Here is a 24539-nt window from a genome sequence, read left to right as displayed (position 1 = left end):
CGACGCCTTCGAACGCAGGCATAGTTCCGTCAACGCCGGCCCTTCGTCCGGACTAGGAGATCTGAGCCGAAGCATTGGCAGCAGTGCGCGCCTTCCTCTCGAGCCGCCGCGCATGCAGCACAGGCTCGGTATAGCCGTTGGGCTGCTCGCGGCCTTTGAATACAAGATCGCAGGCGGCCTGGAATGCGATGGACGATTCGAAACTGGGCGCCATCGGCTGATAATCCGGATCGCCCGCATTCTGCCGGTCGACCACTTCCGCCATTCGCTTCATTGTGTCCATCACCTGCTCGCGGGTGACCACCCCATGATGCAGCCAGTTGGCGATGTGCTGCGAGGAGATGCGGAGCGTGGCGCGATCCTCCATCAGGCCGATATTGGAGATGTCCGGCACCTTGGAGCAGCCGACGCCCTGGTCGATCCATCGCACGACATACCCCAAAATGCCCTGCGCATTGTTGTCTAGCTCCTGCTTTATTTCCCCCGGGGACCAGTTCGGCCGTACCGCGACGGGAATAGAGAGAATGTCGGCAAGTTTGGCGCGCGGCCGCGATTTCAGGCCCTCCTGTACCGCCTTCACATCCACCTTGTGATAGTGGGTCGCGTGCAGCGTCGCCGCCGTGGGCGAGGGCACCCAGGCAGTGTTGGCGCCCGCCTTGGGATGGGCGATCTTCTGCTCCAACATCGCGGCCATCAGATCCGGCATGGCCCACATGCCCTTGCCGATCTGAGCTCGGCCGGAGAGCCCGCAGGCGAGCCCGATATCGACGTTCCAGTTTTCATAGGCCTGGATCCAGGTCGACTGCTTCATGTCGCCCTTGCGGATCATGGGCCCCGCTTCCATCGAGGTGTGGATCTCGTCCCCGGTGCGGTCGAGGAAGCCGGTATTGATGAAGACCACGCGTTCGGAAGCGGCACGGATGCATTCTTTCAGGTTGACGGTGGTGCGCCGCTCCTCGTCCATGATGCCCATCTTGATCGTGTTGGGCTTCATGCCCAGCGCGTCCTCCACCCGGCCGAAAAGATCGACGGCGAACGCCACCTCCTCAGGGCCGTGCATCTTCGGCTTTACAATATATACCGAGCCGCCGCGGCTGTTCATGCGGCGGCCGTTCGGGCCGATATCGTGCAGCGCGATCATGGACGTGAACATCGCGTCCATGATGCCTTCCGGCACTTCCTTGCCTTCGCGGTCCAAGATAGCGGGATTGGTCATCAGATGACCGACATTGCGCACCAGCATCAGTGACCGGCCAGGAAGAGTGACCCTCGCCCCGTCTGACCCGGTGAGGAGGATGTCCTGGTTCAAGACGCGCTTGATGGTCCTCCCGCCCTTCTGGAAGCTTTCTTCCAGGTCGCCCCTCATCAGGCCGAGCCAGTTGCGGTAGGCAAGCACCTTATCCTCGGCGTCGACCGCAGCGACCGAGTCCTCGCAATCCATGATCGTGGTCAGTGCCGCCTCAAGGATCACGTCGGATATGCCCGCCTTGTCCGTCCCGCCGATCGCGTGATCGCGGTTGATGACGATCCGCGCGTGCAGCCCGTTCCTTACTAAAGCAATTTCCCGTGGGCGGTCTGCCGCCCCAATGTAGCCAACGAGTTGCGCGGGATGCTTCAAACCCGTGCTGCCGGTCTCCGTGGTCACGGCAAGGGTCCCGTTCTCCACCGCAAGGGCGACGACATCGCTCCAGCTTACACCGTCGAGGGGCGCGCTCTCGTCAAGAAACGCGCGCGCCCAGGCGATGACCTTTTCGCCCCGCCTGGGATTATAGCCCCCCTCGCGCTCGGCCCCATCAGACTCTGGGACGGCGTCGGTCCCGTAGAGGGCGTCGTAGAGAGAACCCCACCGGGCATTCGCCGCATTGAGCGCGTAGCGGGCATTGGTGACTGGAACGACCAGCTGTGGCCCCGCTGTCTCTGCGATCTCAGGGTCCACATCCGAGGTGGTAACTGCGAAGTCCGGCCCCTCTGGCAGAAGATAACCGATTTCGCGCAGGAAGCCTTCATAGGCGCTGAGATCGTGGGGCGCACCGTGCGCCCGGTGCCAGGCGTCGATCTTCGTCTGCATCTCGTCGCGCTTGGCAAGCAGCGCACGATTGCGCGGTGAGAGCGCATGCACAATCTCTGACAGAGCATGCCAAAAAGTCTCCGCATCGACGCCCGTCCCCGGCAAGGCCTGCTCTATCGCGAAATCATGAAGCTCGCGGGCGATTTTCAATCCATTGATCTCGATCCGATCGCTCACACAGATACCTCCGGCAAAACTCCCGCTGCGGTTTGATCATGTCGGGGAGTGGGGGTCAATCGCCTCATCCGGCCACGCGCGGACGCCCGGCGGCAATGGCCGAGACAGTTCCCTCGACGAAAAGACGCATACCATCGACGTCAGCCGTTTCCAGCACCCAGGACACGCTGATTTCCGCACCTTCCGCTCCCGCCTCGGCTGCGCGGCTTGCCACAAGAGCTCTGGCCCGCTCCTCGGCGAAGGCGAGCGCGTCATCCTCTTCCGGGAAATCGCGTATTTCAGCGCCCGCGCTTACCCGAAAAAGGCCTGCGCGCGGCTGCGTGACCTTGGCTTCGACCACCATGCGTACCTGGCCGGCGACCGCACCGATCGCGTTCGCCACATCGAGATGGTCAGGCAGAATGCATTCGCCCGCAAGCAGGTTTGTAAGGCCGGCATAATGAAGCCTGGCGGATGCGCCGAGCCCTATGACCGGACGGTCGACCGACAACGACAGGCGGGCGATGCCCGGTTGTCCGTCGAGCGCCTTTTGGACGAGCGGATGGCCGGGCGAGATGTCCAGCCCATCCTCGGCAAAGGCGGTCTCGAGAACGGCTTCGGCGGAACGGCGGGTCAGAGATGTGAGAACGCGCTCGCTTATTGTTTCGGCATTGCCCGCCAGAGGCTCACCGCGACCGTCGCGACGGCGCGCAAAGAGCGCTGCGCCGAGGCGGGCGGCTTCCAGATTCCAGGTGAACTGACGGCCCGCCACATGGGCGGCATCAGACGGCGTAAAGCCACAGACCTGCGCGAGGCCGTGCGAGACGAGCCGCTGCAGGGTGGCGAGCTCCACATTCGAGCCAAGGAAGCGGTCGAGGGGCTGCGGCGTGGGGGAGAGCCGCTCGAAGAGCCGGCGCTCGGCCTCGGCAAGCCCGGCCGAAAAGCGCTCGGGCAAGCCTGTCGACCACACGAAGCGGCCATCGAGCCGCCCAGCCTGCGGCTGGCGCAACTGCCTCTCCAGTTCCGGGACGATCCTGCCCGGAAACAGGGTTTCGGCGAGCGAAAGCGGGACGAGCCGGCGCGGCCCGAGGCGAAGGCGTGCATCGAGCGCGCCCTCCTCTAGGGATACTTCGGAATCGCCGCCGAGGCCGTAGGTGCGCATCGCGACCGCCTCCACCATGGTGCGCCACCCGCCCACCACCGCTCCTTCCGGATCGAGCCGCGGGCGGCCATCGGAGAGAAGCGCTATATCCGTCGTGGTGCCGCCGATGTCCGATACGATGGCGTGATCGAGACCCGTCAGATGTGAGGCGCCGACAAGACTTGCGGCAGGGCCGGAGAGGATAGTTTCGATCGGCCTTGCTCGCGCCATGGCGGCGGAAATCAGCGCGCCGTCGCCTCTAACCACCATCAGAGGCGCTGTTATGCCACGATCATCAAGGAAGCCCTTCGTGGCGGCGATCAGCCGGTCGATCAGAAATATCAGACGAGCATTTAGCAATGTGGTGAGCGCCCGTCGCGGACCGCCGAGCCTGGAGGAAAGCTCATGGCTTGACGTCACGGGAAGGCCTGTGCTCGCACGGATCGCCCCGCCAACGACAATCTCGTGCGTCGGGTTGCGCACGGCGAAGTACGCACAAACCGCAATCGCTCCCACCGTGGGCGCGACACGGTCGAGCCATGCGGCGAGCGGTTCGAGGTCAAGCGGCCTTTCATTGCCGTGGACGTCGTGCCCTCCTTTCAGGAAGATCACCGGATCCCGGCCGAGCGCAGCACCTAGGCCATCCCGCTTTAAATCGGCCTCGGAAAAGCCGATCATCACGAGCCCGGCCCGGCCGCCATGGCCTTCGACCAGCGCGTTGGTTGCAAGGGTGGTGGACATGGAGACAAGGCCGATCTCTGCAGGCTCCACTTCCGCCCGCGAAAGCACGGCCTCGACCGCGGCGGCGATCCCTTCCGCCAGGTCATGGCGAGTGGTCAGCGCCTTCGCCTTGGCCACCAAGCCGGCAGGCTCACTATAGAGGACGGCGTCGGTATAGGTGCCGCCCGTATCGATGCCGAGAAGAAGAGGATCGCGCCGCTTTTGATGCATGGGTGGTCTCGATGGCCTTTGCCGTCGAGCCGTTTAGTGCATTTATCCCCGGAGGGGAATTCCGACTCGCTCGCTTCCTCTGACGAGGAAAGGCCGTTCCGGCGCGCGTACCGGAACGGCCTGCTGTTGCCCCGGGAGGGAAAGGGCCTCAGCGCCGCGCTTCCGAAGAAGCGCGGTTGTCGTTATCGCCCACTATTGGGGCACGGCCTCGGGGAAGTCGTTCTCCTCCTGCGGGCCAGCCATTTCGGCCTGGTCGGAGCCGGGGATCGGACGCAGGAAGGGCGCCGCCGCAACGTCAGCACCGGGGTCGATCTCGTTGTCGAAGAGATCGTCCGCGGCCATCCCATCCGGCAGGTCATCGTCGTCGCTCGGCTTGAAGTCGTCCGTCGCCTGGAACCCCTGATTCAGGAACCGCAGCGGGGCGACGCTGCCGGTGGTGACGCTCGTGTCGACGCCCTGTTCGCCCATTACGGGGGATGCCGATTCGTCGCTCATATCAGGCGACTGGAGCTCCTGGGCAAAGCCGGCGCTCGCACCGAACAACACCAGAGCCGAAGTCGCCATAAGGATCCTACGCATTTGCTTCTCCTTGTAGCATTTTTCGGAATAAAGGGCTCTTGCCCCTGCGGTCCTAACGATGGAGGAGAATCTGGGTTCCGCACGGCTCACAAAGATGTGTGGCGGCGTGAACGGATGCGGGAGATTGGAGGGTGTGTCCGGGACCGGCCTCTGGCGCTCGGGCTCTCGCCCACCTACATGGGCTGGCGATGCCCAGAAGCTCGATCCCGGAGACACACAGGTCATGCTACCTCACAATGGGGCGAGGCTTAGTTGTCGCTGAGCTGAATATCACCTGCGGCGGAATAGCCGGCACGCCTGTTCACCACATTGACGCCCGACGTGACCGCGGTGGTATCCACCTGACCGGCAGCCTGTCCGGCTGCGTAGGCCTTGGGCGGCGCATTTTCCTCGCTCGGGCCGAACTCATCGGCCGCCGAGTAGCCGGGATGACGCTGCGTAACCCGGGGGGACTCGACCGGCGTCTGGACCGATTGCGGTGCCAGGCTCTCAGGCGCCGCGTTTTGGCTGCTGAGACGGATGGTGTCGACCGCCTGGAGCGGGCGAGGAGCGGAGCTTTGCGCGAACGCGCTGCCCGCGCTGAGGATTGCAAAAGCAGAGGCAATGAGAAGAGTCTTACGCATTGTAGTTCTCCAAAAACGCGAGGAGTTTTCCTCGCTGCCCAACTTAAATGGACATTCCAATCCAAATTTCTAGGCACAATCACAAAAATGTGAAGGAGCCGGTCGGAAGGGGGCTGAAATGAGCCCTAGAGATTGTTGATTGAAGCGAGGGCTGCCTTCGGCTATGAAAGCGGCGACGCTGGATCGGCGCCGAGCACCCGTAGCTCAGCTGGATAGAGTGCTGCCCTCCGAAGGCAGAGGTCACAGGTTCGAATCCTGTCGGGTGCGCCAACCTTCCGTCGCTTCAGAAGCAGAGGTTGTTGCAAACGCACTTCGGCCGGCCTGTGAGCGGCCGTCGGCGATGCGGAAGCCCCGCGGGCCGCTAGGCCCCTGCCTCGTCGGTCGAATAGCGTTCTTCCAACTCGTCGAACAAGGGTTTCTGGACCAGCCGCTGGCGCTCCTTGAAACTTGCCACCGGGCCACCTTCATCCAGGCGCCCATCCGTCATGAGGCGGCCGAGCGCTGCCTGCATTCCATGGATGGCGCCTTGCAGGGCAACATTGGCGTAAAGAACCAAGGCAAACCCCGTTTCGTCGAGTTCGGCGAAGGGTGGAATCGGCGTGCGTCCACCTACCACGAGATTGACCAGTTGCGGCGTGCCCTTCAGGCGTGCCGGGATTTCCCTGATCTCCTCAAGGCTCTCGGGCGCTTCCACGAAAGTGATATCGGCGCCATCTTCAATGAAAGCCTGCGCCCGCTCGATCGCCGCTGACAAGCCGAGTGTCGCGCGCGCGTCGGTGCGGGCGACGATCATCAGATTCCTGTCCTGACGCGCATCCACCGCTGCCTTGATCCGGCTGCGCGCCTCCGAAAGGTCAACCACGTCCTTGCCCGAAAAATGACCGCAGCGCTTAGGGCTCACCTGATCCTCGATCTGGACGGCGCTGGCTCCTGCGCGTTCGAGCGTGCGGATGGTGTGCCTCACGTTCAGCGCATTGCCGAAGCCGGTATCCGCGTCGACGACGATCGGCAGGTCCGTGGCGTCTCGGATCGAGGCGGTATGCTGCGCTATCTCGGGCAGGCTGATGAAGCCGAGGTCGGGCAGGCCAAGGTAGGTGTTCGTAAGCCCGGCGCCTGACAGATAAATCGCCTCGAAGCCCAGGTCGGCGATGATCCGTGCCGCAAGGGCGTTCGCGGCGCCGGGCAAGAGGACGGCGCCGCCGCTGGCAAGACGCGACCTGAAAGCCTTGTTGATCTCGTGATTGAGCATGAGCCTACTCCAGGCCTCGATCGAAAATGCCCTCGCCCGTGGGCCGGGAGGGACTTACCGCCCCGGCCGGCAATGCAGGCACGAGAGGGTCGAGGCCGCCCGCCGGGAGGCGGTCAAAGCCCTTGGCTGCGTCAAGGAAAACATCCCGTTCGGCTTCCCCCAAAAGCTCCCGCGTCAGCGTCTCGAACTTGCCTGCGTAGTCCGGCCAGGTCCAGGGTCGAGCGCCATTCGGATGCGCGTCGGCTACGGAACGTTCGCCGGAAATGACCCGACCGTCCTTCATGGTGATGATCAGGCGCCCGCCGAAAGCCCGTCTGGCGGGGTCCGGATCGTGGTAGCGCTCCGTCCAGACCTGGTCCTCCACCGTCCTAATCTTGTGCCAGAGCTCCACCGTCGAGGCTCGCCGGGCGCGCTCGCGCGTATAGGAGTCGACGTGATGCCACCTGCGATCCTCCAGCGCGACCGCGAGAATATACATGATCGAATGGTCGAGGGTTTCCCGGCTCGCCTCCGGATCCATCTTTTGCGGGTCGTTGGCGCCGGTGCCGATCACATAATGTGTGTGGTGGCTGGTCTCGAGCAAAATGTCGCGGATTTGGGAAAGATCGTCGACCCGTCCGGAAAGCTCGATAGCAAGATCAATGAGGGCCTGGGCCTGGTACTCGGCAGAATGCGCCTTGGTATAGGTTTCCAAGATTGCGCGGGGGCTCCCGCCCGGGGCCGGCAGGAACACCTCGTAGCGGCTCTCCGGTCCGCCAAGCATCCAGGCGATCACCGAATCCTCGCCTTCATAGATCGGGGAGGGGGCGGCCTCTCCCCGCATAGCCCTGTCGATGCATTCGATCGCGAGCTTGCCGGAGAAGCCGGGCACATAGGCTTTCCATGAACTGATCTCGCCCTTACGGGATTGGCGCGTGGAAAAGGCGAGATGCACGGCCTGGTTCACGGCCTGGAAGATGATCTCCGTCGGAAGCCCGAGCATGGCGCCGATGCCGGCCGTGGTGGCAGGGGCAAGATGGGCCACATGGTCCTTCTTGTATTTGTGCAGCGAGATTGCTTTGACCAGCGCCACATGAACCTCATAGGCCACGGCAATGCCGCGGGCGAGCGCCGCCCCGTCCGATCCCATCTGCTGCGCGACCGCTACGAGCGGCGAGATGGAGTCGCCGGGGTGCGAATAGTCGGCCGCGAGAAACGTGTCGTGGAAATCGAGCTCGCGCACCGCCGTGGCATTGGCCCAGGCCGCCCATTCCGCATCTACGCGCGTCTGTGCCGCCAGGCCGAACAGCGTCGCGCCGCCCTTTCGGGGATGGGCAAGCGCCATGGCGCGCGCGGCTGCCACAGGCTTCCGATTGATTGCCGCCAGCGCCACGGCAGCATTGTCGACGATCCGGCAGGAGATCATGTCAATGACATCGTCGTCCAGCGGTCCGCAATGGGCGGCGAAATCGGCAATATGCCAGGCGAGTTGCTCTTCGCGCGGCAATCTTGCCGCCGACGAATGAACCTTGACGATGTGCTTTTGCATTCCCGAAAGTACTCCGAAGATCACGCGCCGGCCCGAAGGCGTCGCAGCACGACCGGGGCGAGCAGGAAAAGGCCGGCGAGGACCAGGAACGCGACTGAAAGCGGCGTCGAAACCAGGACCACCGGATTGCCTTGCCCGGCCGCGAGCGCGGTACGCAACTGCTGCTCCGCCATCGGTCCAAGGATGAGGCCGATCAGCACCGGCGCAATGGGGAAATCATAGACGCGCATCACATAGCCCATGATGCCGATGATGACCATAGCGATGAGATCGACGACGGAGTTCGACACGCCCCAGATGCCGATCGTCGCGAAGACGAGTATCCCCGCGTAAAGCTGCGGCGCCGGGATGGACAGGAGCCGCACCCAGAGGCCCACCAGCGGCAGGTTCAGCACCAGAAGCATCACGTTGCCCACGTAGAGCGAGGCGATAAGGCCCCAGACAAGCTCAGGGTTGTTGGTGAAGAGGAAGGGGCCGGGCTGCAGCCCGTAATTCTGGAAGGCCGCAAGCAGCACCGCTGCGGTGGCGGAGGTAGGAAGACCCAGCGTGAGCAGCGGGATGAGGATGCCAGCGGCCGCCGCATTGTTGGCGGCCTCGGGCCCCGCCACGCCCTCGATGGCGCCGTGCCCGAACTCCTCCGGATGCTTCGAGAGCCGCCGCTCCAGTGTGTAGGAGAGCATGGTCGGGATCTCGGAGCCGCCGCCGGGAAGCGCGCCTATGGGGAAACCGAGAGCGGTGCCCCGCAGCCATGGCTTCCATGAACGCCGCAAATCCTCCCATGACATCCATGCCCAGCCACGCATCGGCACGATCTCGGAGGCGTTCTTGCGGTAGCGGCTGGCCACATAGAGAATCTCGCCCACCGCAAAAAGCGAGACGAGCACCACAGCCAATTCCATCCCGTCGAACAGGGCGGGAACCCCGAAAGTCAGCCGTGCCTGCCCGGTCATCTGGTCAATGCCGACGAGACCCAGGGCAAGGCCGATGAAGAGGGAGACGAAACCACGCACGCGCGAGCTCCCCATCACCACCGCGACAGAGGTGAAAGCGAGCACGGTGAGCGCGAAGTAGTCGGCGGGGCGGAAGTAAAAGGCGATCTCCGCGATAGCCGGCGCCGCGAATGTCAGCAGCAGCGTGGCGATGGTGCCGGCTACGAAGGAGCCGAGCGCGGCCGTGGCGAGCGCGCTTGCGCCGCGTCCGGCCCGCGCCATCCTGTTTCCTTCGAGCGCGGTCATCATGGAGCCCGCCTCGCCCGGCGTATTGATGAGAATCGAGGTGGTAGATCCACCATACATCGCGCCATAGAGCACGCCGGCGAACATGATGAAGGCGGAGGTCGGCGCCACGCTGATGGTGACGGGCAAGAGCAGAGCGATAGTGAGCGCGGGGCCGATTCCAGGCAACACGCCGATGGCAGTTCCCAGGACCGAACCGAGCAGCGCGTAAAACAGGTTTATGGGCTGCAAGGCGACCCCGAAGCCCTGCAGCAGGAGCGAGAAGGTCTCCATTCAGATCCCCGCCATGGGCAGAAAGCCGCCAAGCTGCAGGCCAAGACGCGTGAATAGGAGCCATGAAAGCGCTCCGAGGACGGCTCCCACCAGCACGTTCACAACGGTCTTGCGCGACCCGAAAGCATGGGCGACCAAGGCGAAGGACAGCATGGCGGTGATCGGCATGCCCAGCCGCTCGATGGTGAAGATTGGGGCGAGGGCTGCCGCCAGCGCGGTGAAGAAGGCCGGCCAGTGCGCGCTTTCACCGCCCGATGCGTCTTCTGTGTCCTGGGGAATGAACTGCTCGTCGCGCGCAATCTGCAAGAGCAATATCAGCCCAAGGAGCACGAGGCCGCCGCCCACCAACGTCACGAATAGCCCGGGTCCGATGCCGGCGTATCGTGCGGCCTGCGGCAGGCTGAACGCGCCGTAGAGGCAAAGGCAGCCCAGCGCTACGACGAGGCCGCCCAGCCACCAGGGACGCGCGGTGTCGCTCCCGCCGCCTGCCGGTGCCTCCGGTATGCTATTGGGCAAGGCCCGCCTCTTTGAGGACCGTCGCTATACGTTCGTTTTCCTCGGCGATGAAGGCGCCAAACTCCTCGCCAGCAAGAAAGAACTGGTCCCAGCCTTGCGTCTCCAGCACCTTTTTCCACGCATCGCTCTCGTTCAGCTGGGTGAAGCGGTCAACCCAGAGCTGGTAGTTGTCGTCGGGCATGCCCGGAGCGCCGAGAATGCCGCGCCAGTTAGCGATCTCGATGTCGTAACCCGCCTCCTTGAAGGTTGGCACATCGAGCCCTTCCTTGCGGTCGGCCGAGGTGATGCCGAGGATGCGGATGCGGCCTTGCTCGGCGAACTGGGCGAATTCCGAAATCCCGGAAATGCCCGCCGCCAGCGTACCGTTGACAATACCCGTTACAGTCTCGGCGCCGCTCGCCTGCGGGATGTAGTTAACATCGGCCACCGGGATATCCGCTGCCTGGGCAAGCAGGGCCAGCGCGATGTGGTCAACGCCGCCCGCCGAGCCGCCGCCGACGGCGGTCGCGCCAGGATCCGCCTTCAGTGCGGCGACAAGGTCCTGCAGAGACTGGTGGGGCGAGTCCGCTGATACGGCGATCACCAAATATTCCGCTGTCAGGCGGGCGACAGGGCGGAAGTCGGTCAGATTAATCGGCGACTGGTTGAGAATGATGGAGCCGACCGTGATCGCGCCGAAGACCGCGAGGGCATCGGGCTTGCCGCGCTGGCCGCCCTGGAACTCTGCAAGTCCGATCGTCCCACCGGCGCCGCCCTTGTTGGTGAAGTTTACTCCGTCGGTATATATGCCGGCCTCATTCATCGCTTGAAACGCCTGGCGTCCCGTCGCATCCCAGCCGCCGCCGGGATTGGCGGGCAGCATGACATTGACCTGCGCTTCGGCGCTCCCCGCCGCGAGAGCGGCAAACAACGCAATCGGCAGGAGAGCCTTTTTCAAATTCATCTGTTCCTCCCTTAAAATTGCAATCAGCCCATGGACACAGGCTCGATAGGATGACCGACATAGACCGGCGATCCGATCTAGATCACGGTCGGGTGCCGCGGACTCTAGAGCAACTTTGCCGTCCTTCCGCAAGGGAAATGCATGTTATCGGCCCCGGGCCGTCCCCGCCCGGAAAGCTCTAAGCCCATCGCGGAACTTTCCTTTTTTCCTCCGGTTTGGACTTCGCGTTCAGGGACGGAGGTCGCATTGCAGAGGCTGATACTAGGCTTGCTTGCTGGTCTGTCGGCAACGACGACGATGACCGCCGCCATGCGCCATCTCTGGCTGCGGCTGCAGCCACGGAACCGCTACCCCCTGCCGCCGCGCGAATTGGTCGAGCGGGTGAATCTGCCGGCGGGAGAGGATGGGAGGCGCATCAACACGCTCCTTGCCCATTTCGGTTTCGGCGCGCTCGCCGGCGCCGGCTTCGCGCTTTTACCGCGCAGCCTGCCGAGCGGAATTTTGTACGGCCTTTCTGTCTGGACGGTAAGCTATCTGGGCTGGATTCCGGCCGTCGGCCTCCTGAAACCCGCGACGAGGCACCCGCTGGAACGCAACCTCCTGATGCTGGCCGTCCACATGGTCTGGGGCGCGATGCTGGCCGCCAATCTTCGCGAACTTGAGCGTGCCGGCGGTGAAATCTTCGCGGGCGGGCCCGCGAAGGATGCAACGAAACCGCACTTGAGCAGGAGGTTTGGATGAGCACCGGAGTTCCATTCTGGTTCGACGATGTAGTCAGTCGGAACTACCCGCCGCTGGATGAAGATCTGAACGTAGACGTGGCTATCGTCGGCGGCGGGATCGTCGGACTGCACTGCGCGCATCGACTGGAAGGCTCGGGGCTGAGATCAGTGGTGCTGGAAGCACGCCGCGTCGGTCGCCAGGCCACCGGCCGCTCGACCGCGAAGGTCACCTCGCAGCACGGACAAAAATATTCGACGTTCGTCAAGAAATTCGGCCAAGATGCCGCGCGCATCTATGCGCAAGCGAACCAGGATGCGATCAGCGAGATCGTCGCTCTCGCACAGACGATGGAAAACCAAGCCGGTCTGGAGCCTCGTTCCGCCTTCATCTACGCCACCGATGAAAAGCAGGCGCAGCAGCTGGAGAAGGAGGCCGATACTGCCCGCTCGTTGGGATTGCCCGCCGAGATCGTACAGAGCGCGGAGCTGCCCGTCGCGACGACCGCCTTGCTCAGATATTCCCGCCAGTATCAGTTCGACCCTTACCTTTACCTGCTTGGCCTTGCCGAGCGTGTTGCCCGATACATGCCAATCTACGAGCAAAGCCGCGTCACCGACATTTCGAAGGACGGCCCCACCCGGCTCAGTGTCAACGGACGCACGGTCACTGCGCGCCATGTCGTGGTCGCCACGCAAATGCCTGTAATCAACGACGGCATGTTCTTTGCGAAGGCTTTCCCCTTTGCTCATCCCGTCGCCGCCGCGCCTTTGCCGGACGATAAGATGATCGACGGCATGTTTATCAGCGCCGGTAGCCCCTCTCATTCCCTGCGAACAGCCGTCAGGAATGGCCAGACCTATCTGATCGCGGCCGGCGGCGAGTTCAAGAATGGAGAGACGGAACAGGAACGGCAGGTAGTGGAGGAGTTGCGCACCTTCCTAGCTGACGTTTTCGGCATAAGGTCCATCACGCACTTCTGGACCAACGAGGATTTCCGCCCGATGGATGGCGCAGCCTTTATCGGGCCGGCAGGCCGCGGCCGCGAGAATCTGCTTGTCGCCACCGGCTTTGAGGCCTGGGGAATTACGCAAGGCGTCGTCGCCGGCGCTATTCTGGCCGATCGAATCCTGGGGCGAACGCATCCGGCGGCCGAACTCTTCGATGCGACCCGCATAAAACCTTTGGCGAGCGCCACCGAGTTCACCAAAGAGAATCTCAAAGCGGCCGGTCACCTGATCGGGGACCGCGTGCTGAAGCGCGGGACAGTGCGGATCGGACAGATCGCGCCCGGGCAGGGAGGCGTCATAGCCTACAAAGGCGAACAGCTAGCCGTGCGCCGCCACATTGACGGCTCGCTGACGGCGCTTTCGGCCAGCTGCACCCATATGGGGTGCATAGTCGGCTGGAACGAGACTGACCAGACTTGGGATTGCCCCTGCCACGGGTCTCGCTTTGACGAGCGGGGCGAGGTGATCGCCGGGCCGGCGGTTTCGCCGCTCAAACCGCGTGATGTCACGAAAATTGAAGAAGAAGGCGCATGAAGGTTCTCGTCACAGGGGCGACCGGACTCATCGGCTGCGCGGTTTGCGCACGGCTTTCGGCAGAAGGTCACCAGGTCACCGCGGTGGTGCGCCCCGGCAGCCGCCCTCTCGCGATGGCCGCCGCCCGGGTCGTCGAGGTGGACATGGCGCGGGCCGCAGGGACGCAGGTCTGGGCGGAGCACCTGCGCGGGATTGACGCGGTCGTGAATTGTGTCGGTGCGCTGCAGGACAGCGTTCGGGAGGATATCGAAGGCGTGCATGTGACCGGCGCCGCCGCGCTGTTTCGCGCCTGCGAAAAGCTCAGTGTCCGCCGCGTCATCCATTTTTCCGCGATCGGCGTCGACCGCGCGCAACCCTCGGCTTTCTCCACGACCAAACTGGAGGGGGACCGGCTGCTGATGGAACGGGATCTTGATTGGGTGATTCTCAGACCCTCCGTGGTCCTGGGCCGGTCGGTCTTCGGCGCGAGCGCGCTGATGCGCGGACTGGCCGCTCTGCCCATTGCACCCCGCATGGGGCGCACCGCTCCCCTGCAGGTGGTGCAACTCGACGATGTGGCGGCGACGGTCGCCTTTTTCATAAAGCCCACCGCCCCCTCGCAGGTGGTTCTTGAGCTTGCCGGGCCGGACCGCCTCACCATGGACGAGGTGGTGGCGCAATATCGCCGGTGGTACGGCTGGCGTCCTGCACGGAGCATCACCCTTCCGGACTGGGCGGCGAGACTGCTCTATAGCACTGGCGACCTCGTCGGGATGCTCGGCTGGCGGCCGCCGATGCGCAGTACCGCACGAAAGGAGATAGAGCGCGGCGCCATCGGCAATCCGCGTCCGTGGCGGGCCATGACCGGTATCGTTCCCGAGTCCCTTTCCGCTGCGCTGGCGCGGGAGCCGGCCGGCGTGCAGGATCGATGGTTCGCAAATCTCTACTTCCTGAAGCCGGTGATCTTCATCGTGCTTTCTGCCTTCTGGATCGGCACCGGCATCATCTCCCTGACCGTCGGTTACCGCGAGGGCGTGGAACTGATGCTTCGCACAGGTGCGGGTGCCCTGTCGGGACCCGGAGTGATAGCTGGCGCAATCGCCGACATCCTCGTGGGGATGGCTATCGCTTATCGACCAACGACGCGCCAGGGGCTTTATGGAGCCATCGCACTTTCAGCCTTCTATATAATCTCGGGCACTGTTCTGTTACCCTCGCTGTGGCGGGAGCCACTTGGGCCTTTGATGAAGATCTGGCCGATACTGGTACTGCATTTCGTGGCGCTCGCTATCCGCAAGGAGCGCTGATGCTCTATTTTTTTCTGAAATTCCTGCATGTGATCGGCGCTGCCGTACTTCTGGGTACCGGCGCCGGGATCGCCTTCTTCATGCTGCTTGCCCACCGCACGGGCGACGCGGCAACGATTGCCGCCACCGCCCGCATTGTCGTCATTGCCGACTTCCTCTTCACCGCCACCGCCGTGGTCGCGCAGCCCATCACCGGCGTTCTGCTGGTCTGGAACGCCGGCTATTCCCTCGGCGATGACTGGATCGTCGCGTCCATCCTGCTGTATGTCCTTACTGGCGCCTTCTGGCTGCCCGTCGTGTGGATGCAGATGGAGCTGCGGGAACTGGCTGCAGCGGCAGCGGCGCAGGGTACACCGCTCCCCGAGCGCTATCACAAGATCTTCCGGCTGTGGTTCGCGTTCGGGTTCCCGGCGTTCGGCGCCGTCATTACAATATTCTGGCTCATGATCACCCGACCGCCTGAAATCTGGTAGGCTTGGACCTGTGCCCTTTGTGAAGTCATCTTGTTGGGCAGGGAGATATGAAACATGAGCAAGGCACAGATCGTCGGATGGGCGCACACGCCCTTCGGGAAATCGGAGCTCGCAGACACCGAGGCGCTGATGGCCTCCGTAGCGGCGCCTGCACTTGCTCATGCCGGCGTCGAGCCCGGCGACGTGGATGGCATATTTGTCGGGGTGATGAACAACGGCTTTTCCAAACAGGATTTTCAGGGTGCGCTCGTGGCGATGACCAATGAAGCGCTGGCGCATGTACCGGCGGTGCGGCTCGAAAATGCCTGCGCCACCGGGTCGGCCGCCATCTACACGGCCATGGATTTTATTGAAGCGGGCCGCGGGCGCATTGCACTTGTCCTCGGCGCCGAGAAGATGACCTCCACCCCCACGGCGGAGGTGGGCGATATCCTGCTCGGCGCGAGCTACCGCAAGGAGGAGGCCGATGTCGATGGCGGCTTTGCCGGTCTGTTTGCGCGCATCGCGCAGAACTACTTCCAGCGCTACGGCGACCGCTCCGAAGAGCTCGCGCTGATTGCTGCGAAGAACCATGCGAACGGTATGGCCAATCCGTACGCCCACATGCGGAAGGATTTCGGCTTCGACTTCTGCAACACGGTTTCGGAAAAGAACCCTTATGTGGCGCCGCCGCTGCGGCGAACCGACTGCTCACTGATTTCTGACGGCGCGGCAGCCTTGGTTCTGGCCGACTCCGAAACGGCCGCTGTCTTGCAAAGGGCAATCGCCTTCCGCGCGCGCAAGCAGGTCAACGATATCATCGCGATGAGTCGCCGGGACGTGCTCGCCTTCGAGGGGGCGCGGCGGGCCTGGGCAGCGGCGTTTGAGGAAGCCAGCATCTCCCTCGACGATCTCTCGCTCGTCGAAACCCATGATTGCTTCACCATCGCCGAACTGATCGAATACGAGGCGATGGGACTCGCCAAACCTGGAGAAGGCCATCGGGTGGTGCGGGAGGGCGTTGCGCGCAAGGACGGCAAGCTGCCGGTGAACCCTTCGGGCGGGTTGAAGGCCAAAGGTCATCCGATCGGCGCCACCGGCGTGTCGATGCATGTCATGGCCGCAATGCAGCTCATGGGCGAGGCCGGCGACATGCAGGTACCTGGAGCTACACTCGCCGGGGTGTTCAACATGGGCGGCGCGGCTGTCGCCAATTATGTTTCGCTGCTCGAGCGAGCAAAATAGCTGCACGACGTAGCGCCCGCTCCACGCGTGACAAGCCTTTGCGCCGCGGCTGCCGCCGTTTTTGGAGACGTTTCCCCTCACGCCGCCGCTCGATGAGGAGCGGCGTTGGGGATCGCTGCGTCCGACCCCATATGAACAGGCTCAAAATCCGGAGCCTCCTCAATGATTCCCTTTTCCGTTCTCGACCTAGCACCTATTGCCGAAGGCGCCTCGGCTGCCGAAGCACTGCAGAACACGGTCGATCTTGCGCGCCATGCGGAGCGCTGGGGCTATCACCGGTTCTGGCTCGCCGAGCACCATAACATGCCGGGGATCGCGAGCGCTGCCACGACGGTGCTGATCGCGCATGTCGCGGCGCAGACGGCCACCATCCGCGTTGGAGCGGGCGGCATCATGCTGCCCAATCATGCACCCCTCGTGGTGGCGGAACAGTTCGGCACCCTAGCCACGCTTCATCCGGACCGCATCGATCTCGGGCTTGGGCGCGCACCGGGCACGGATATGGCAACCGCGAGAGCGCTAAGGCGCGGGCTTGATCACGGGGAGGGATTTCCTAATGACGTGCTGGAACTGATCTCATATCTCGACGATCCGCAGCCAGGGCAGATTGTCCGGGCCATACCAGGCGCGGGAACGCGCGTGCCGGTATGGATCCTCGGATCGAGCCTGTATGGCGCGCAACTTGCGGCCCATCTCGGCTTGCCCTACGCCTTCGCGTCGCATTTCGCTCCGGCCGCCCTGGAAGAGGCGATCACTGTCTATAGAACCACCTTCCGACCCTCGCGACATCTGCAGCACTCGCGCTTCATGCTGGCGGTCAACGTCTTTGCGGCCGAAACGGACGAGGAGGGGCTCTTCCTTAAAAGCTCGATGCAGCTTGCTTTCGCCAATCTGCGCAGCGGCAGACCTGGCCCGCTACCGCGGCCCGTGAGGGATATAAGTGAGCACATCGACCCGGAAATGAAGCCGTCGGTCGACCAAGCACTGGCATGCACGGCGGCCGGCTCTCCCGACACCGTACGAAAGACATTGGCGGGCTTCATTGAACGCTACATGCCGAACGAGCTGATCATCACGGGTCAAATCCACGATCACGCAGCGCGAATGAGGTCGTTCGAAATTGCCGCGGACGTGCTCCGGTCGCTCGACGCGGGAGAGCCGGCGGCGAACTAGCAGTATGGCACCGCTTAGGCCCAGAAGCGTCGCCGGCGCGCCCTTACGTCCCGGCAGAGCAGCGCTCTAAACGATTTAAGGAAATGTCGGAATTTTTTAAATCGATTAATTACTTGATATCATTTGACTTTTCTGGTCGAGAAGAATGGCTCGCCTATATAGCTGACCCGCCCGGTTTTGTTAGCCGGTTTTTCACCACCTGTTTTCCTGGAGGAACAAAATGAAAGAGACCGGCTCGCGCAACCCCGCCAAAGGCAGCGAAACGGGCGGTCTCAGGACGGCCGGTACCGTCTATTTCAATTTGAACGAGGCGCAGCTCTACGAAGAAGCGATCCGCAGGAGGGAAGCAAGGCTCACTGCACACGGTGCCTTGGTGGCCGAAACCGGCCCGCACACCGGCCGCTCGCCCAAGGACAAGTTCATCGTCCGCGATGCGGAGACGGAGCAGGCGATCTGGTGGGAAAACAACAAGCCGATGGGCCGTGAGCAATTCGACTCTCTCTATCACGACTTCCAGAAGCATGCCGAACGGCTCGATCTTTTTGTGCAGGATTTGATCGGCGGCGCAGATCCCGACAACGCGTTGCCGGTCCGCGTCATCACTGAATATGCCTGGCATTCCCTTTTCATCCGCAACCTGCTTATCCGTCCGGCGCGGGCGGACCTGCAGAGCTTCGCGCCGAAGATGACGATCATCGATCTGCCCTCCTTCCGCGCCGACCCTGCACGGCATGGCTGTCGGAGCGAGACTGTCATCGCCATAGATTTTTCGCGCATGGCCGTGCTCATCGGCGGCACCGCCTATGCCGGCGAGATGAAGAAATCCGTGTTCACGGCGCTCAACCACATCCTGCCCGCGCGCGGCGTGATGCCCATGCACGGCTCGGCCAATGCCGGATCGAACGGCGACGTGGCGGTCTTCTTCGGCCTTTCCGGCACGGGAAAGACGACGCTGTCGGCGGATCCCCGGCGCACGCTCATCGGCGATGACGAGCATGGCTGGGGGCCGCACGGCATCTTCAACTTCGAGGGGGGATGCTATGCCAAGACGATCCGGCTCTCGGAGGAGGCGGAACCGGAAATCTTCTCCACGACGCGACGCTTCGGCACGGTGCTTGAAAATGTCGTGCTGGACGAGAATGGCGTGCCTGATTTCAACGACGGCAGCCTCACCGAAAATACGCGATGCGCCTATCCTCTCCACTTTATTCCCAATGCCAGCGAGACTGGCCGGGCCGGCCAGCCGAAGAACATCATCATGCTGACGGCGGACGCTTTCGGCGTTATGCCGCCGATCGCACGGCTGACGCCGGCCCAGGCCATGTACCACTTCCTCTCCGGCTATACGGCCAAGGTGGCAGGAACGGAGCGCGGCGTCGTCGAGCCGGAAGCCACCTTCTCAACCTGTTTCGGCGCGCCTTTCATGCCGCGGCACCCATCCGTCTATGGCAACCTGCTGCGTGACCTCATCGCGAAGCACAATGTCGACTGCTGGCTGGTGAATACGGGCTGGACCGGCGGCGCTTACGGCACCGGCCGCCGCATGCCCATCGCTGTGACGCGCACATTGCTTTCGGCGGCGCTCGACGGTTCGCTCAGCCAGGCCGAGTTCCGCGTAGACCGGAATTTCGGCTTCGAAGTGCCCGTGGCCGTGGCTGGAGTGGACGCGGCCATCCTCAATCCGCGCTCCACCTGGGCCGACAAGAAGGCGTATGATGCACAAGCGGAGCGGCTGGTCGGCATGTTCATCCAGAATTTCGAGCGTTTCCAGGCTTATGTCGAACCCGATGTGATGGATGCCTCTCCGCAGATGAGGCAAGCCGCTGAATAAGGGTTGCTCGAACGCATATTCCCGCCCATCTTGATCTGTGGTTGGGACAGCCGTTTTGCAGCACGGCTCGTGGAGGCGGCATGGGCGAGAAGCTCCAGATCCGACCGGGTGTTTTCGTCGATGAGGACGAGCTGGAGGAGCAATTCATCCGCTCTTCAGGTCCGGGCGGGCAGAATGTGAACAAGGTGGCGACGGCCGTCCAGCTTCGTTTCGACGTCACCAATGCACGCCATCTCCCCGACCGCGTCCGCGGCCAGGCGATCAAGCTCGCAGGAAGCCGGGCGACAAAAGAAGGTCACATCCTTATCGAGGCCGGGCGGTATCGCACCCAGGAGCAGAACCGGGCAGACGCCCGCGCGAGGCTGGTGGAACTCTTACATAGGGCGTCCGAGCCGCCGCCCAAGCCGCGCAAGAAGACGAAGCCGTCGAGGGGCGCTGTCGAACGCAGACTGAAGGAGAAGGCCGGGCGCTCCGGTATCAAGAAGATGCGTGGGAGGGTCGCGCCAGATTGAGATGGCGGAGCGCTTGCGGCAGACTGAAATCGCCGTACCCTGATGATCGATACGGCAAATAGCTGTCTTGGTTCCGGACTTCGTCATGCTCGTGCTCCCCAGCGGAATCCGCCACATTCCAGGGCTTCTGAAGCCGGCGGAGCAGGAGGAGCTGCTCGCCGAGATACGCGCAGTGGTGCTTGAGGCGCCGCTCTATCTGCCCACAATGCCGCGCACAGGTAAACCCATGAGCGTCCGCATGACCAATTGCGGCGCGCTCGGCTGGGTGACGGACAAGGAGCGCGGCTACCGGTATCAGGAAATGCATCCGATCACGGGCAAGCCGTGGCCGCCTATCCCGCAACGTCTGCTTGCCTTGTGGGACGAAGTTTCAGACTACCCACACCCGCCCGAGGCCTGTCTCGTGAATTTCTACGCGCAGGACGCCAAGATGGGTCTGCACCAGGATCGCGACGAGAAGGACCTTGAGGCGCCAGTGGTATCCGTCTCGCTGGGCGATGACTGCCTTTTCCGCGTCGGCGGCACCAGCCGCTCGAAACGGACAGTGTCATTCCGGCTCTCCAGCGGCGATGTGGTCGTTCTTGGCAGGCAGGGGCGGCTCGCTTTCCACGGCGTAGACCGCGTCTACCCGAACACATCCACGCTGCTCAGGAACGGCGGGAGGATCAACCTCACCTTGCGGCGCGTGAGCCCGCCTAGAGCTTTCTAAGCGCCACTTCTTCCACGAGATGGTCGGCGCCCTTGCGCAGGATGAGGTCTGCGCGCGGACGGGTCGGAAGGATGTTTTCGCGCAGATTCTTCAAGTTGATGTTTTCCCAGAGCTGCTCGGCGATAGCCTGGGCGGCATCTTTCGAGAGCTTGGAATAGCGATGGAAGAAGGAATTGGGGTCCTTGAACGCGGTTTCGCGCAGCCGCATGAAGCGGCGCACATACCAGTCGTGGATATGCTCCTCCGCCGCGTCGATGTAGATCGAGAAGTCGAAGAAATCGGAGACGAAAGGCACTGCCTTGCCGTCTTTGGGCAATTCGCGCGTCTGCAGGACATTGATGCCCTCGAATATGAGAATGTCCGGGCGATCGATGGTGAGGTATTCGTTCGGCAGCACGTCGTAGGTGAGATGGGAGTATAGCGGCGCGCGCATGTTGGGCAGACCTGCCTTGATGCCCGACAGGAAACGCAGGATCGCTCCCACGTCATAGCTCTCTGGAAAGCCCTTGCGGTCCATCAGGTTTTCCGCCCGCAGCACCTCGTTCGGATAGAGAAAGCCGTCGGTCGTGACCAGATCGACGGTAGGGCTCGAGGGCCAGCGCGCCAGCAGTTCCTTCAAAACGCGCGCCGTGGTGGACTTTCCCACGGCTACGGAGCCGGCAATACCGATGATGAATGGCGTCTTCACCGCATGATTAGCGTCGAAAAACACCTGGCGTTGGCGAAAGAGAAGCTGGCTGGCTTCCACATGGGCGGAAAGGAGCCGCGACAGCGAAAGATATATGCGCCGCACCTCACTGAGATCGATCGGGTCGTTGAGGGAGCGGAGGCGCCTCACTTCGTCTTCGGTCAGCGTGAGGGGCGTGTCGGCCCGAAACTTCGCCCATTGCTCCGCTGAAAAGAAACGGTATGGAGAATAACGTTCGCCGGCGACGAGCTGGTCCATCAGTGTCTCTTTCGTGCTGCCTTTCAGCCTAGCCTTTTCGTCCGGCGGCGGGTGCACGCGACGCCTTCTCCTCAACGCCCGAGCGCGCGGTACGGGCCTGAAGTTCCGTCATGACGTCATCCAGGCTGACGCGGCCGATCGCGAGAACGACGAGCCAGTGGTAGAGCAAGTCGGCGCTTTCCGAGATCAGTGCCTTCCGGTCCTGCGAAATCGCCGCGATGACCGTCTCCACCGCCTCCTCGCCCAGCTTTTTAGCAGCCTTCTCCATGCCTGCGGAAAGCAGTTGAGCAGTCCACGACTGCGGGTCCCCGGAGCGAGCGCGCTCAGCGATGATCGCTTCAAGCTTGGAAAGATCGAATTGGCTCATACGCGTTCTGCGCGGGCTGCGATTGATCGAGACGCATGGCGATTCCCGCTTTGGCCATGTGCTGCTTGGCTTCGGCTATCGTATAGGTTCCGAAGTGGAAGATCGAGGCCGCAAGGACGGCGCCCGCATGGCCATCGCGAATACCTTCAACCAGGTGGTCCAGATTGCCCACGCCGCCCGAGGCGATGACCGGTGCCCGGACAGCATCAGCCACGGCACGGGTCAGTGCAAGATCGTACCCCGCCTTCGTGCCGTCGCGATCCATGGAGGTGAGCAGGATCTCTCCTGCGCCGAGTCCCACGACGCGTATCGCAAACTCCACCGCATCAATGCCGGTCGCGTTGCGCCCGCCATGGGTGAAGATTTCCCAGCGGTCCGGTTCGCCCACTGCCGAGACCTTTTTCGCGTCGATGGCCACGACGATGCACTGGTTTCCGAACTTGTCGGCTGCCCGGGCCACGAATTCAGGGTCCCTCACGGCCGCGGTATTGATGGAGACCTTGTCTGCCCCAGCCAGAAGCAGCTTGCGAATGTCGGCGACCTCGCGCACGCCGCCGCCGACTGTCAGCGGCATGAAGCACTGCTCGGCCGTGTGGGCGACGACGTCGAAAATCGTGTCGCGGTTCTCGTGGCTGGCAGAGATATCCAGGAAGCATAGCTCGTCGGCGCCGGCGGCGTCATAGGCCTTCGCCGCCTCCACAGGATCGCCGGCGTCAATCAGATCGACGAAGTTCACGCCTTTGACGACGCGTCCGTCCTTTACGTCCAGGCAGGGAATGACGCGAGCTTTCAAACTCATGCGGGGCTCCTGTTCCGGCGACCGCGAAGATAGAGGAAAAGGGCGGCTATGAGCCAGATCGCGACACCCATCGCGCCCAGAGGCAGGCTCGCTATTCCCAGCCACCCCATCAGGCCGAAGACCATCAGCCACTCCCCCACATCAGCCCTGAGGACAATGCAGGGATTGACCTCCGCCTCGTTGAGCCGGCAACCGGCGGCGTCTGCTATCGTGTAGGCGCCGAGTGCGGCGGCGACCGGAAAGACCGCCAGAAAGATGATGATCGCAAGGATCATGAACATACGGCGCCGGACCCGCGGCTGCGGCGCGGTGTTCACGCAGCCTTCGCCAGCAGCGCCAGCGCCTCCTTCGGATCGATGCGGCCATCATAGAGCGCCCGGCCGGAAATTGCGCCTTCAAGCTTCGCCGCGTCGGGTCTCGTCATGCGTTCGATGTCGGCCATGGAGGCAAGGCCGCCCGAGGCGATGACGGGAATCGAAACGGCATCCGCCATCGCGATGGTCGCATCCCAATTTATGCCGGTCAGCACGCCGTCGCGGTCGATATCAGTGTAGATGATGGCGGCGACGCCCGCCCCCTCGAAACGTTGCGCCAGCTCCAGCGCCGTCAGGTCGGACGTTTCGGCCCAGCCTTCGACAGCCACCCGGCCGCCGCGTGCATCGATGCCGACGGCGATCTTGCCTGGAAAATTCCTGCAGGCCTCGCGCACCAGCGCCGCGTCGCGCACGGCGATCGTGCCGAGGATCACCCGCGCCAGGCCTTTCGCGAGCCACGCTTCGATCTGCGCCAGCGAGCGGATGCCGCCGCCGAGCTGCACCGGAGTTTTTGTGACACGGAGAATGGCTTCAACCGCCGCGCCATTGACGCTCGTCCCGGCAAAGGCGCCGTTCAAGTCCACGACGTGCAGCCACTTGAAACCCTGGTCCTCGAAGGTTTTCGCCTGGGCGGCTGGATCAGGATTGTAGACGGTCGCCTCGCTCATCTCGCCGAGTTTAAGGCGCACACACTGGCCGTCCTTCAAGTCGATGGCCGGGAAGAGGATCATGGCCTCCACCTCAGGAAATTGGCGATGAGAGCCAAGCCGAGCGTCTGGCTCTTTTCCGGATGGAACTGGGTGCCCGCGAGATTGTCGCGCGCCACCACGGCAGTGATCTCCCCGCCATAGTCGGTTACGGCGAGCACATCCTCCTTCCGCTTTGCGGCGAGGTGGTAGGAGTGCACAAAATAGGCGTGCAGCCCGTCGGGTCCGGTGGGGATTCCGTCGAACAGCGGGTGAGAATGTTTCACGTGAATCGTATTCCACCCGATCTGCGGAATCTTAAGGGAGGGGTCGTCCGGCCTCATCTCTTTCACGTCGCCTTCGATCCAGCCAAGGCCGCTGGTGACGGTCTTCTCAAGGCCCCGCTCCGACATCAGCTGCATGCCTACGCATATGCCAAAGAAGGGTCGTGCTTTCCTGACCACCGCCTCCTCGAGCGCCTCAACCATGCCCGGAACGGCGTCGAGACCGGCGCGGCAATCGGCATAAGCGCCGACGCCCGGCAGGACAATCCGATCGGCCGTGCGGACCCGCCCGGCGTCATCGGTGAGGTCGATTTCAGCCGCGATACCGGCTTCCCGCGCGGCGCGCTCGAAGGCCTTTATGGCGGACCGCAGATTGCCTGAACCGTAATCGATGATGGCGACGCGCATG

At 63.2% G+C, this 24539-nt stretch carries 24 protein-coding genes and 1 tRNA gene; 10 read left to right on the top strand and 15 right to left on the bottom strand.

Translation table 11 applies throughout. The features are described 5' to 3' along the window. Nucleotides 1-52 precede the first annotated feature (52 nt). The 4 genes from RIN79_RS08685 to RIN79_RS08670 all read right to left on the bottom strand — a co-directional run bounded on the left by RIN79_RS08685 (nt 53) and on the right by RIN79_RS08670 (nt 5518). Complete coding sequence (locus tag RIN79_RS08685; protein WP_309084249.1) at nt 53-2245, bottom strand: malate synthase G; 2193 nt, start codon at nt 2243-2245, stop codon at nt 53-55. A gap of 64 nt (nt 2246-2309) precedes the next feature. Continuing rightward, nucleotides 2310-4316 carry a hydantoinase/oxoprolinase family protein gene (locus RIN79_RS08680; protein WP_309084248.1) on the bottom strand — a complete coding sequence of 669 codons (2007 nt, stop codon included), beginning with the start codon at nt 4314-4316 and terminating at the stop codon, nt 2310-2312. Between the two features lie 192 nt (nt 4317-4508). Next, nucleotides 4509-4895, bottom strand: a complete 387-nt coding sequence (locus tag RIN79_RS08675) for a hypothetical protein (protein ID WP_309084247.1) — start codon at nt 4893-4895, stop codon at nt 4509-4511. A 248-nt stretch (nt 4896-5143) separates the two neighbouring features. After that, the gene (locus RIN79_RS08670; protein ID WP_309084246.1) at nt 5144-5518 is read right to left on the bottom strand and encodes a hypothetical protein; all 375 of its coding nucleotides are present in this window, start codon (nt 5516-5518) and stop codon (nt 5144-5146) included. Nucleotides 5519-5711: 193 nt separating this feature from the next. Between RIN79_RS08670 and RIN79_RS08665 the strand changes: the two genes are divergently transcribed. Next, nucleotides 5712-5788 (top strand) — tRNA-Arg (locus RIN79_RS08665). 91 nt (nt 5789-5879) lie between these two features. Here the strand turns inward: RIN79_RS08665 and RIN79_RS08660 are convergent. Genes RIN79_RS08660 through RIN79_RS08640 form a run of 5 tightly spaced genes read right to left on the bottom strand, consistent with a single transcriptional unit; the run spans nt 5880 to nt 11181 of the window. Then, the gene (locus RIN79_RS08660) at nt 5880-6767 is read right to left on the bottom strand and encodes an isocitrate lyase/phosphoenolpyruvate mutase family protein (RefSeq protein ID WP_309084245.1); all 888 of its coding nucleotides are present in this window, start codon (nt 6765-6767) and stop codon (nt 5880-5882) included. Between the two features lie 4 nt (nt 6768-6771). Then, nucleotides 6772-8295, bottom strand: a complete 1524-nt coding sequence (locus RIN79_RS08655) for an MmgE/PrpD family protein (RefSeq protein WP_309084244.1) — start codon at nt 8293-8295, stop codon at nt 6772-6774. 20 nt (nt 8296-8315) lie between these two features. Continuing rightward, nucleotides 8316-9803: a tripartite tricarboxylate transporter permease gene (locus RIN79_RS08650; protein WP_309084243.1), complete on the bottom strand. Its 1488-nt coding sequence runs from the start codon at nt 9801-9803 to the stop codon at nt 8316-8318. Continuing rightward, nucleotides 9804-10319, bottom strand: coding sequence for a tripartite tricarboxylate transporter TctB family protein (locus RIN79_RS08645; RefSeq protein WP_309084242.1), 516 nt, complete (start codon nt 10317-10319; stop codon nt 9804-9806). Then, entirely contained in the window at nt 10309-11181 is an 873-nt protein-coding gene (locus RIN79_RS08640) for a tripartite tricarboxylate transporter substrate-binding protein (RefSeq protein WP_309084241.1), read from the bottom strand. The genes RIN79_RS08645 and RIN79_RS08640 overlap by 11 nt, the downstream gene beginning before the upstream one ends. A 327-nt stretch (nt 11182-11508) precedes the next feature. On the opposite strand from RIN79_RS08640, the gene RIN79_RS08635 reads away from it, so the two are divergent. The 9 genes from RIN79_RS08635 to RIN79_RS08595 all read left to right on the top strand — a co-directional run bounded on the left by RIN79_RS08635 (nt 11509) and on the right by RIN79_RS08595 (nt 20734). Further along, the gene (locus tag RIN79_RS08635; RefSeq protein ID WP_309084240.1) at nt 11509-12003 is read left to right on the top strand and encodes a hypothetical protein; all 495 of its coding nucleotides are present in this window, start codon (nt 11509-11511) and stop codon (nt 12001-12003) included. Further along, complete coding sequence (locus RIN79_RS08630) at nt 12000-13526, top strand: FAD-dependent oxidoreductase (protein ID WP_309084239.1); 1527 nt, start codon at nt 12000-12002, stop codon at nt 13524-13526. The genes RIN79_RS08635 and RIN79_RS08630 overlap by 4 nt, the downstream gene beginning before the upstream one ends. Then, on the top strand, nt 13523-14812 hold the full coding sequence (locus tag RIN79_RS08625; protein ID WP_309084238.1) for an SDR family oxidoreductase: 1290 nt from the start codon (nt 13523-13525) through the stop codon (nt 14810-14812). The genes RIN79_RS08630 and RIN79_RS08625 overlap by 4 nt, the downstream gene beginning before the upstream one ends. Further along, a complete protein-coding gene (locus RIN79_RS08620) occupies nt 14812-15285 on the top strand; it encodes a DUF2269 family protein (protein ID WP_309084237.1) in 474 nt (157 codons plus the stop codon). Before RIN79_RS08625 ends, RIN79_RS08620 begins: the two co-directional genes overlap by 1 nt. Before the next feature lie 54 nt (nt 15286-15339). After that, nucleotides 15340-16509, top strand: a complete 1170-nt coding sequence (locus RIN79_RS08615; protein ID WP_309084236.1) for an acetyl-CoA acetyltransferase — start codon at nt 15340-15342, stop codon at nt 16507-16509. 162 nt (nt 16510-16671) lie between these two features. Continuing rightward, entirely contained in the window at nt 16672-17682 is a 1011-nt protein-coding gene (locus tag RIN79_RS08610) for an LLM class flavin-dependent oxidoreductase (RefSeq protein ID WP_309084235.1), read from the top strand. 220 nt (nt 17683-17902) lie between these two features. Next, a complete protein-coding gene (locus tag RIN79_RS08605; RefSeq protein WP_309084234.1) occupies nt 17903-19513 on the top strand; it encodes a phosphoenolpyruvate carboxykinase in 1611 nt (536 codons plus the stop codon). Between the two features lie 80 nt (nt 19514-19593). Continuing rightward, nucleotides 19594-20025, top strand: a complete 432-nt coding sequence (gene arfB / locus RIN79_RS08600) for an alternative ribosome rescue aminoacyl-tRNA hydrolase ArfB (RefSeq protein WP_309084233.1) — start codon at nt 19594-19596, stop codon at nt 20023-20025. Between the two features lie 85 nt (nt 20026-20110). Next, nucleotides 20111-20734: an alpha-ketoglutarate-dependent dioxygenase AlkB gene (locus RIN79_RS08595; protein ID WP_309084232.1), complete on the top strand. Its 624-nt coding sequence runs from the start codon at nt 20111-20113 to the stop codon at nt 20732-20734. Here the strand turns inward: RIN79_RS08595 and coaA are convergent. Genes coaA through hisH form a run of 6 tightly spaced genes read right to left on the bottom strand, consistent with a single transcriptional unit; the run spans nt 20721 to nt 24538 of the window. Further along, nucleotides 20721-21680 (bottom strand): type I pantothenate kinase, encoded by a 960-nt coding sequence (gene coaA, locus RIN79_RS08590; protein WP_309084231.1) that lies wholly within the window; start codon nt 21678-21680, stop codon nt 20721-20723. The genes RIN79_RS08595 and coaA overlap by 14 nt on opposite strands. A 28-nt stretch (nt 21681-21708) precedes the next feature. Further along, nucleotides 21709-22047, bottom strand: a complete 339-nt coding sequence (locus RIN79_RS08585) for a phosphoribosyl-ATP diphosphatase (protein WP_309084230.1) — start codon at nt 22045-22047, stop codon at nt 21709-21711. Beyond that, complete coding sequence (gene hisF / locus RIN79_RS08580; RefSeq protein ID WP_309084229.1) at nt 22019-22846, bottom strand: imidazole glycerol phosphate synthase subunit HisF; 828 nt, start codon at nt 22844-22846, stop codon at nt 22019-22021. The genes RIN79_RS08585 and hisF overlap by 29 nt, the downstream gene beginning before the upstream one ends. Further along, nucleotides 22843-23127: a hypothetical protein gene (locus RIN79_RS08575; protein ID WP_309084228.1), complete on the bottom strand. Its 285-nt coding sequence runs from the start codon at nt 23125-23127 to the stop codon at nt 22843-22845. Before RIN79_RS08575 ends, hisF begins: the two co-directional genes overlap by 4 nt. 32 nt (nt 23128-23159) lie before the next feature. Beyond that, nucleotides 23160-23891 carry a 1-(5-phosphoribosyl)-5-[(5-phosphoribosylamino)methylideneamino]imidazole-4-carboxamide isomerase gene (gene hisA / locus RIN79_RS08570; RefSeq protein WP_309084227.1) on the bottom strand — a complete coding sequence of 244 codons (732 nt, stop codon included), beginning with the start codon at nt 23889-23891 and terminating at the stop codon, nt 23160-23162. Beyond that, entirely contained in the window at nt 23888-24538 is a 651-nt protein-coding gene (hisH, locus tag RIN79_RS08565) for an imidazole glycerol phosphate synthase subunit HisH (RefSeq protein ID WP_309084314.1), read from the bottom strand. The genes hisA and hisH overlap by 4 nt, the downstream gene beginning before the upstream one ends. Nucleotide 24539 lies beyond the last annotated feature (1 nt).

Source organism: Chelativorans sp. (genome assembly GCF_031180965.1).
In the GTDB taxonomy this organism is placed as follows: domain Bacteria; phylum Pseudomonadota; class Alphaproteobacteria; order Rhizobiales; family Rhizobiaceae; genus Chelativorans.
The sequence above is the reverse complement of the archived record's forward strand: the minus strand, read 5'-3'. Positions and strand labels throughout refer to the sequence as shown.

Excerpts from the sequence above, each read along its gene's own strand:
- RIN79_RS08680 (WP_309084248.1), bottom strand. The coding sequence starts at position 4,316 with ATGCATCAAAAGCGGCGCGATCCTCTTCTTCTCGGCATCGATACGGGC.
- RIN79_RS08675 (WP_309084247.1), bottom strand. The coding sequence starts at position 4,895 with ATGCGTAGGATCCTTATGGCGACTTCGGCTCTGGTGTTGTTCGGTGCG.
- RIN79_RS08670 (WP_309084246.1), bottom strand. The coding sequence starts at position 5,518 with ATGCGTAAGACTCTTCTCATTGCCTCTGCTTTTGCAATCCTCAGCGCG.
- RIN79_RS08660 (WP_309084245.1), bottom strand. The coding sequence starts at position 6,767 with ATGCTCAATCACGAGATCAACAAGGCTTTCAGGTCGCGTCTTGCCAGC.
- RIN79_RS08655 (WP_309084244.1), bottom strand. The coding sequence starts at position 8,295 with ATGCAAAAGCACATCGTCAAGGTTCATTCGTCGGCGGCAAGATTGCCG.
- RIN79_RS08650 (WP_309084243.1), bottom strand. The coding sequence starts at position 9,803 with ATGGAGACCTTCTCGCTCCTGCTGCAGGGCTTCGGGGTCGCCTTGCAG.
- RIN79_RS08640 (WP_309084241.1), bottom strand. The coding sequence starts at position 11,181 with ATGCTGCCCGCCAATCCCGGCGGCGGCTGGGATGCGACGGGACGCCAG.
- RIN79_RS08630 (WP_309084239.1), top strand. The coding sequence starts at position 12,000 with ATGAGCACCGGAGTTCCATTCTGGTTCGACGATGTAGTCAGTCGGAAC.
- RIN79_RS08625 (WP_309084238.1), top strand. The coding sequence starts at position 13,523 with ATGAAGGTTCTCGTCACAGGGGCGACCGGACTCATCGGCTGCGCGGTT.
- RIN79_RS08620 (WP_309084237.1), top strand. The coding sequence starts at position 14,812 with ATGCTCTATTTTTTTCTGAAATTCCTGCATGTGATCGGCGCTGCCGTA.
- RIN79_RS08615 (WP_309084236.1), top strand. The coding sequence starts at position 15,340 with ATGAGCAAGGCACAGATCGTCGGATGGGCGCACACGCCCTTCGGGAAA.
- RIN79_RS08610 (WP_309084235.1), top strand. The coding sequence starts at position 16,672 with ATGATTCCCTTTTCCGTTCTCGACCTAGCACCTATTGCCGAAGGCGCC.
- RIN79_RS08605 (WP_309084234.1), top strand. The coding sequence starts at position 17,903 with ATGAAAGAGACCGGCTCGCGCAACCCCGCCAAAGGCAGCGAAACGGGC.
- arfB (WP_309084233.1), top strand. The coding sequence starts at position 19,594 with ATGGGCGAGAAGCTCCAGATCCGACCGGGTGTTTTCGTCGATGAGGAC.
- RIN79_RS08595 (WP_309084232.1), top strand. The coding sequence starts at position 20,111 with ATGCTCGTGCTCCCCAGCGGAATCCGCCACATTCCAGGGCTTCTGAAG.
- coaA (WP_309084231.1), bottom strand. The coding sequence starts at position 21,680 with ATGGACCAGCTCGTCGCCGGCGAACGTTATTCTCCATACCGTTTCTTT.
- RIN79_RS08585 (WP_309084230.1), bottom strand. The coding sequence starts at position 22,047 with ATGAGCCAATTCGATCTTTCCAAGCTTGAAGCGATCATCGCTGAGCGC.
- hisF (WP_309084229.1), bottom strand. The coding sequence starts at position 22,846 with ATGAGTTTGAAAGCTCGCGTCATTCCCTGCCTGGACGTAAAGGACGGA.
- RIN79_RS08575 (WP_309084228.1), bottom strand. The coding sequence starts at position 23,127 with ATGTTCATGATCCTTGCGATCATCATCTTTCTGGCGGTCTTTCCGGTC.
- hisA (WP_309084227.1), bottom strand. The coding sequence starts at position 23,891 with ATGATCCTCTTCCCGGCCATCGACTTGAAGGACGGCCAGTGTGTGCGC.
- hisH (WP_309084314.1), bottom strand. The coding sequence starts at position 24,538 with ATGCGCGTCGCCATCATCGATTACGGTTCAGGCAATCTGCGGTCCGCC.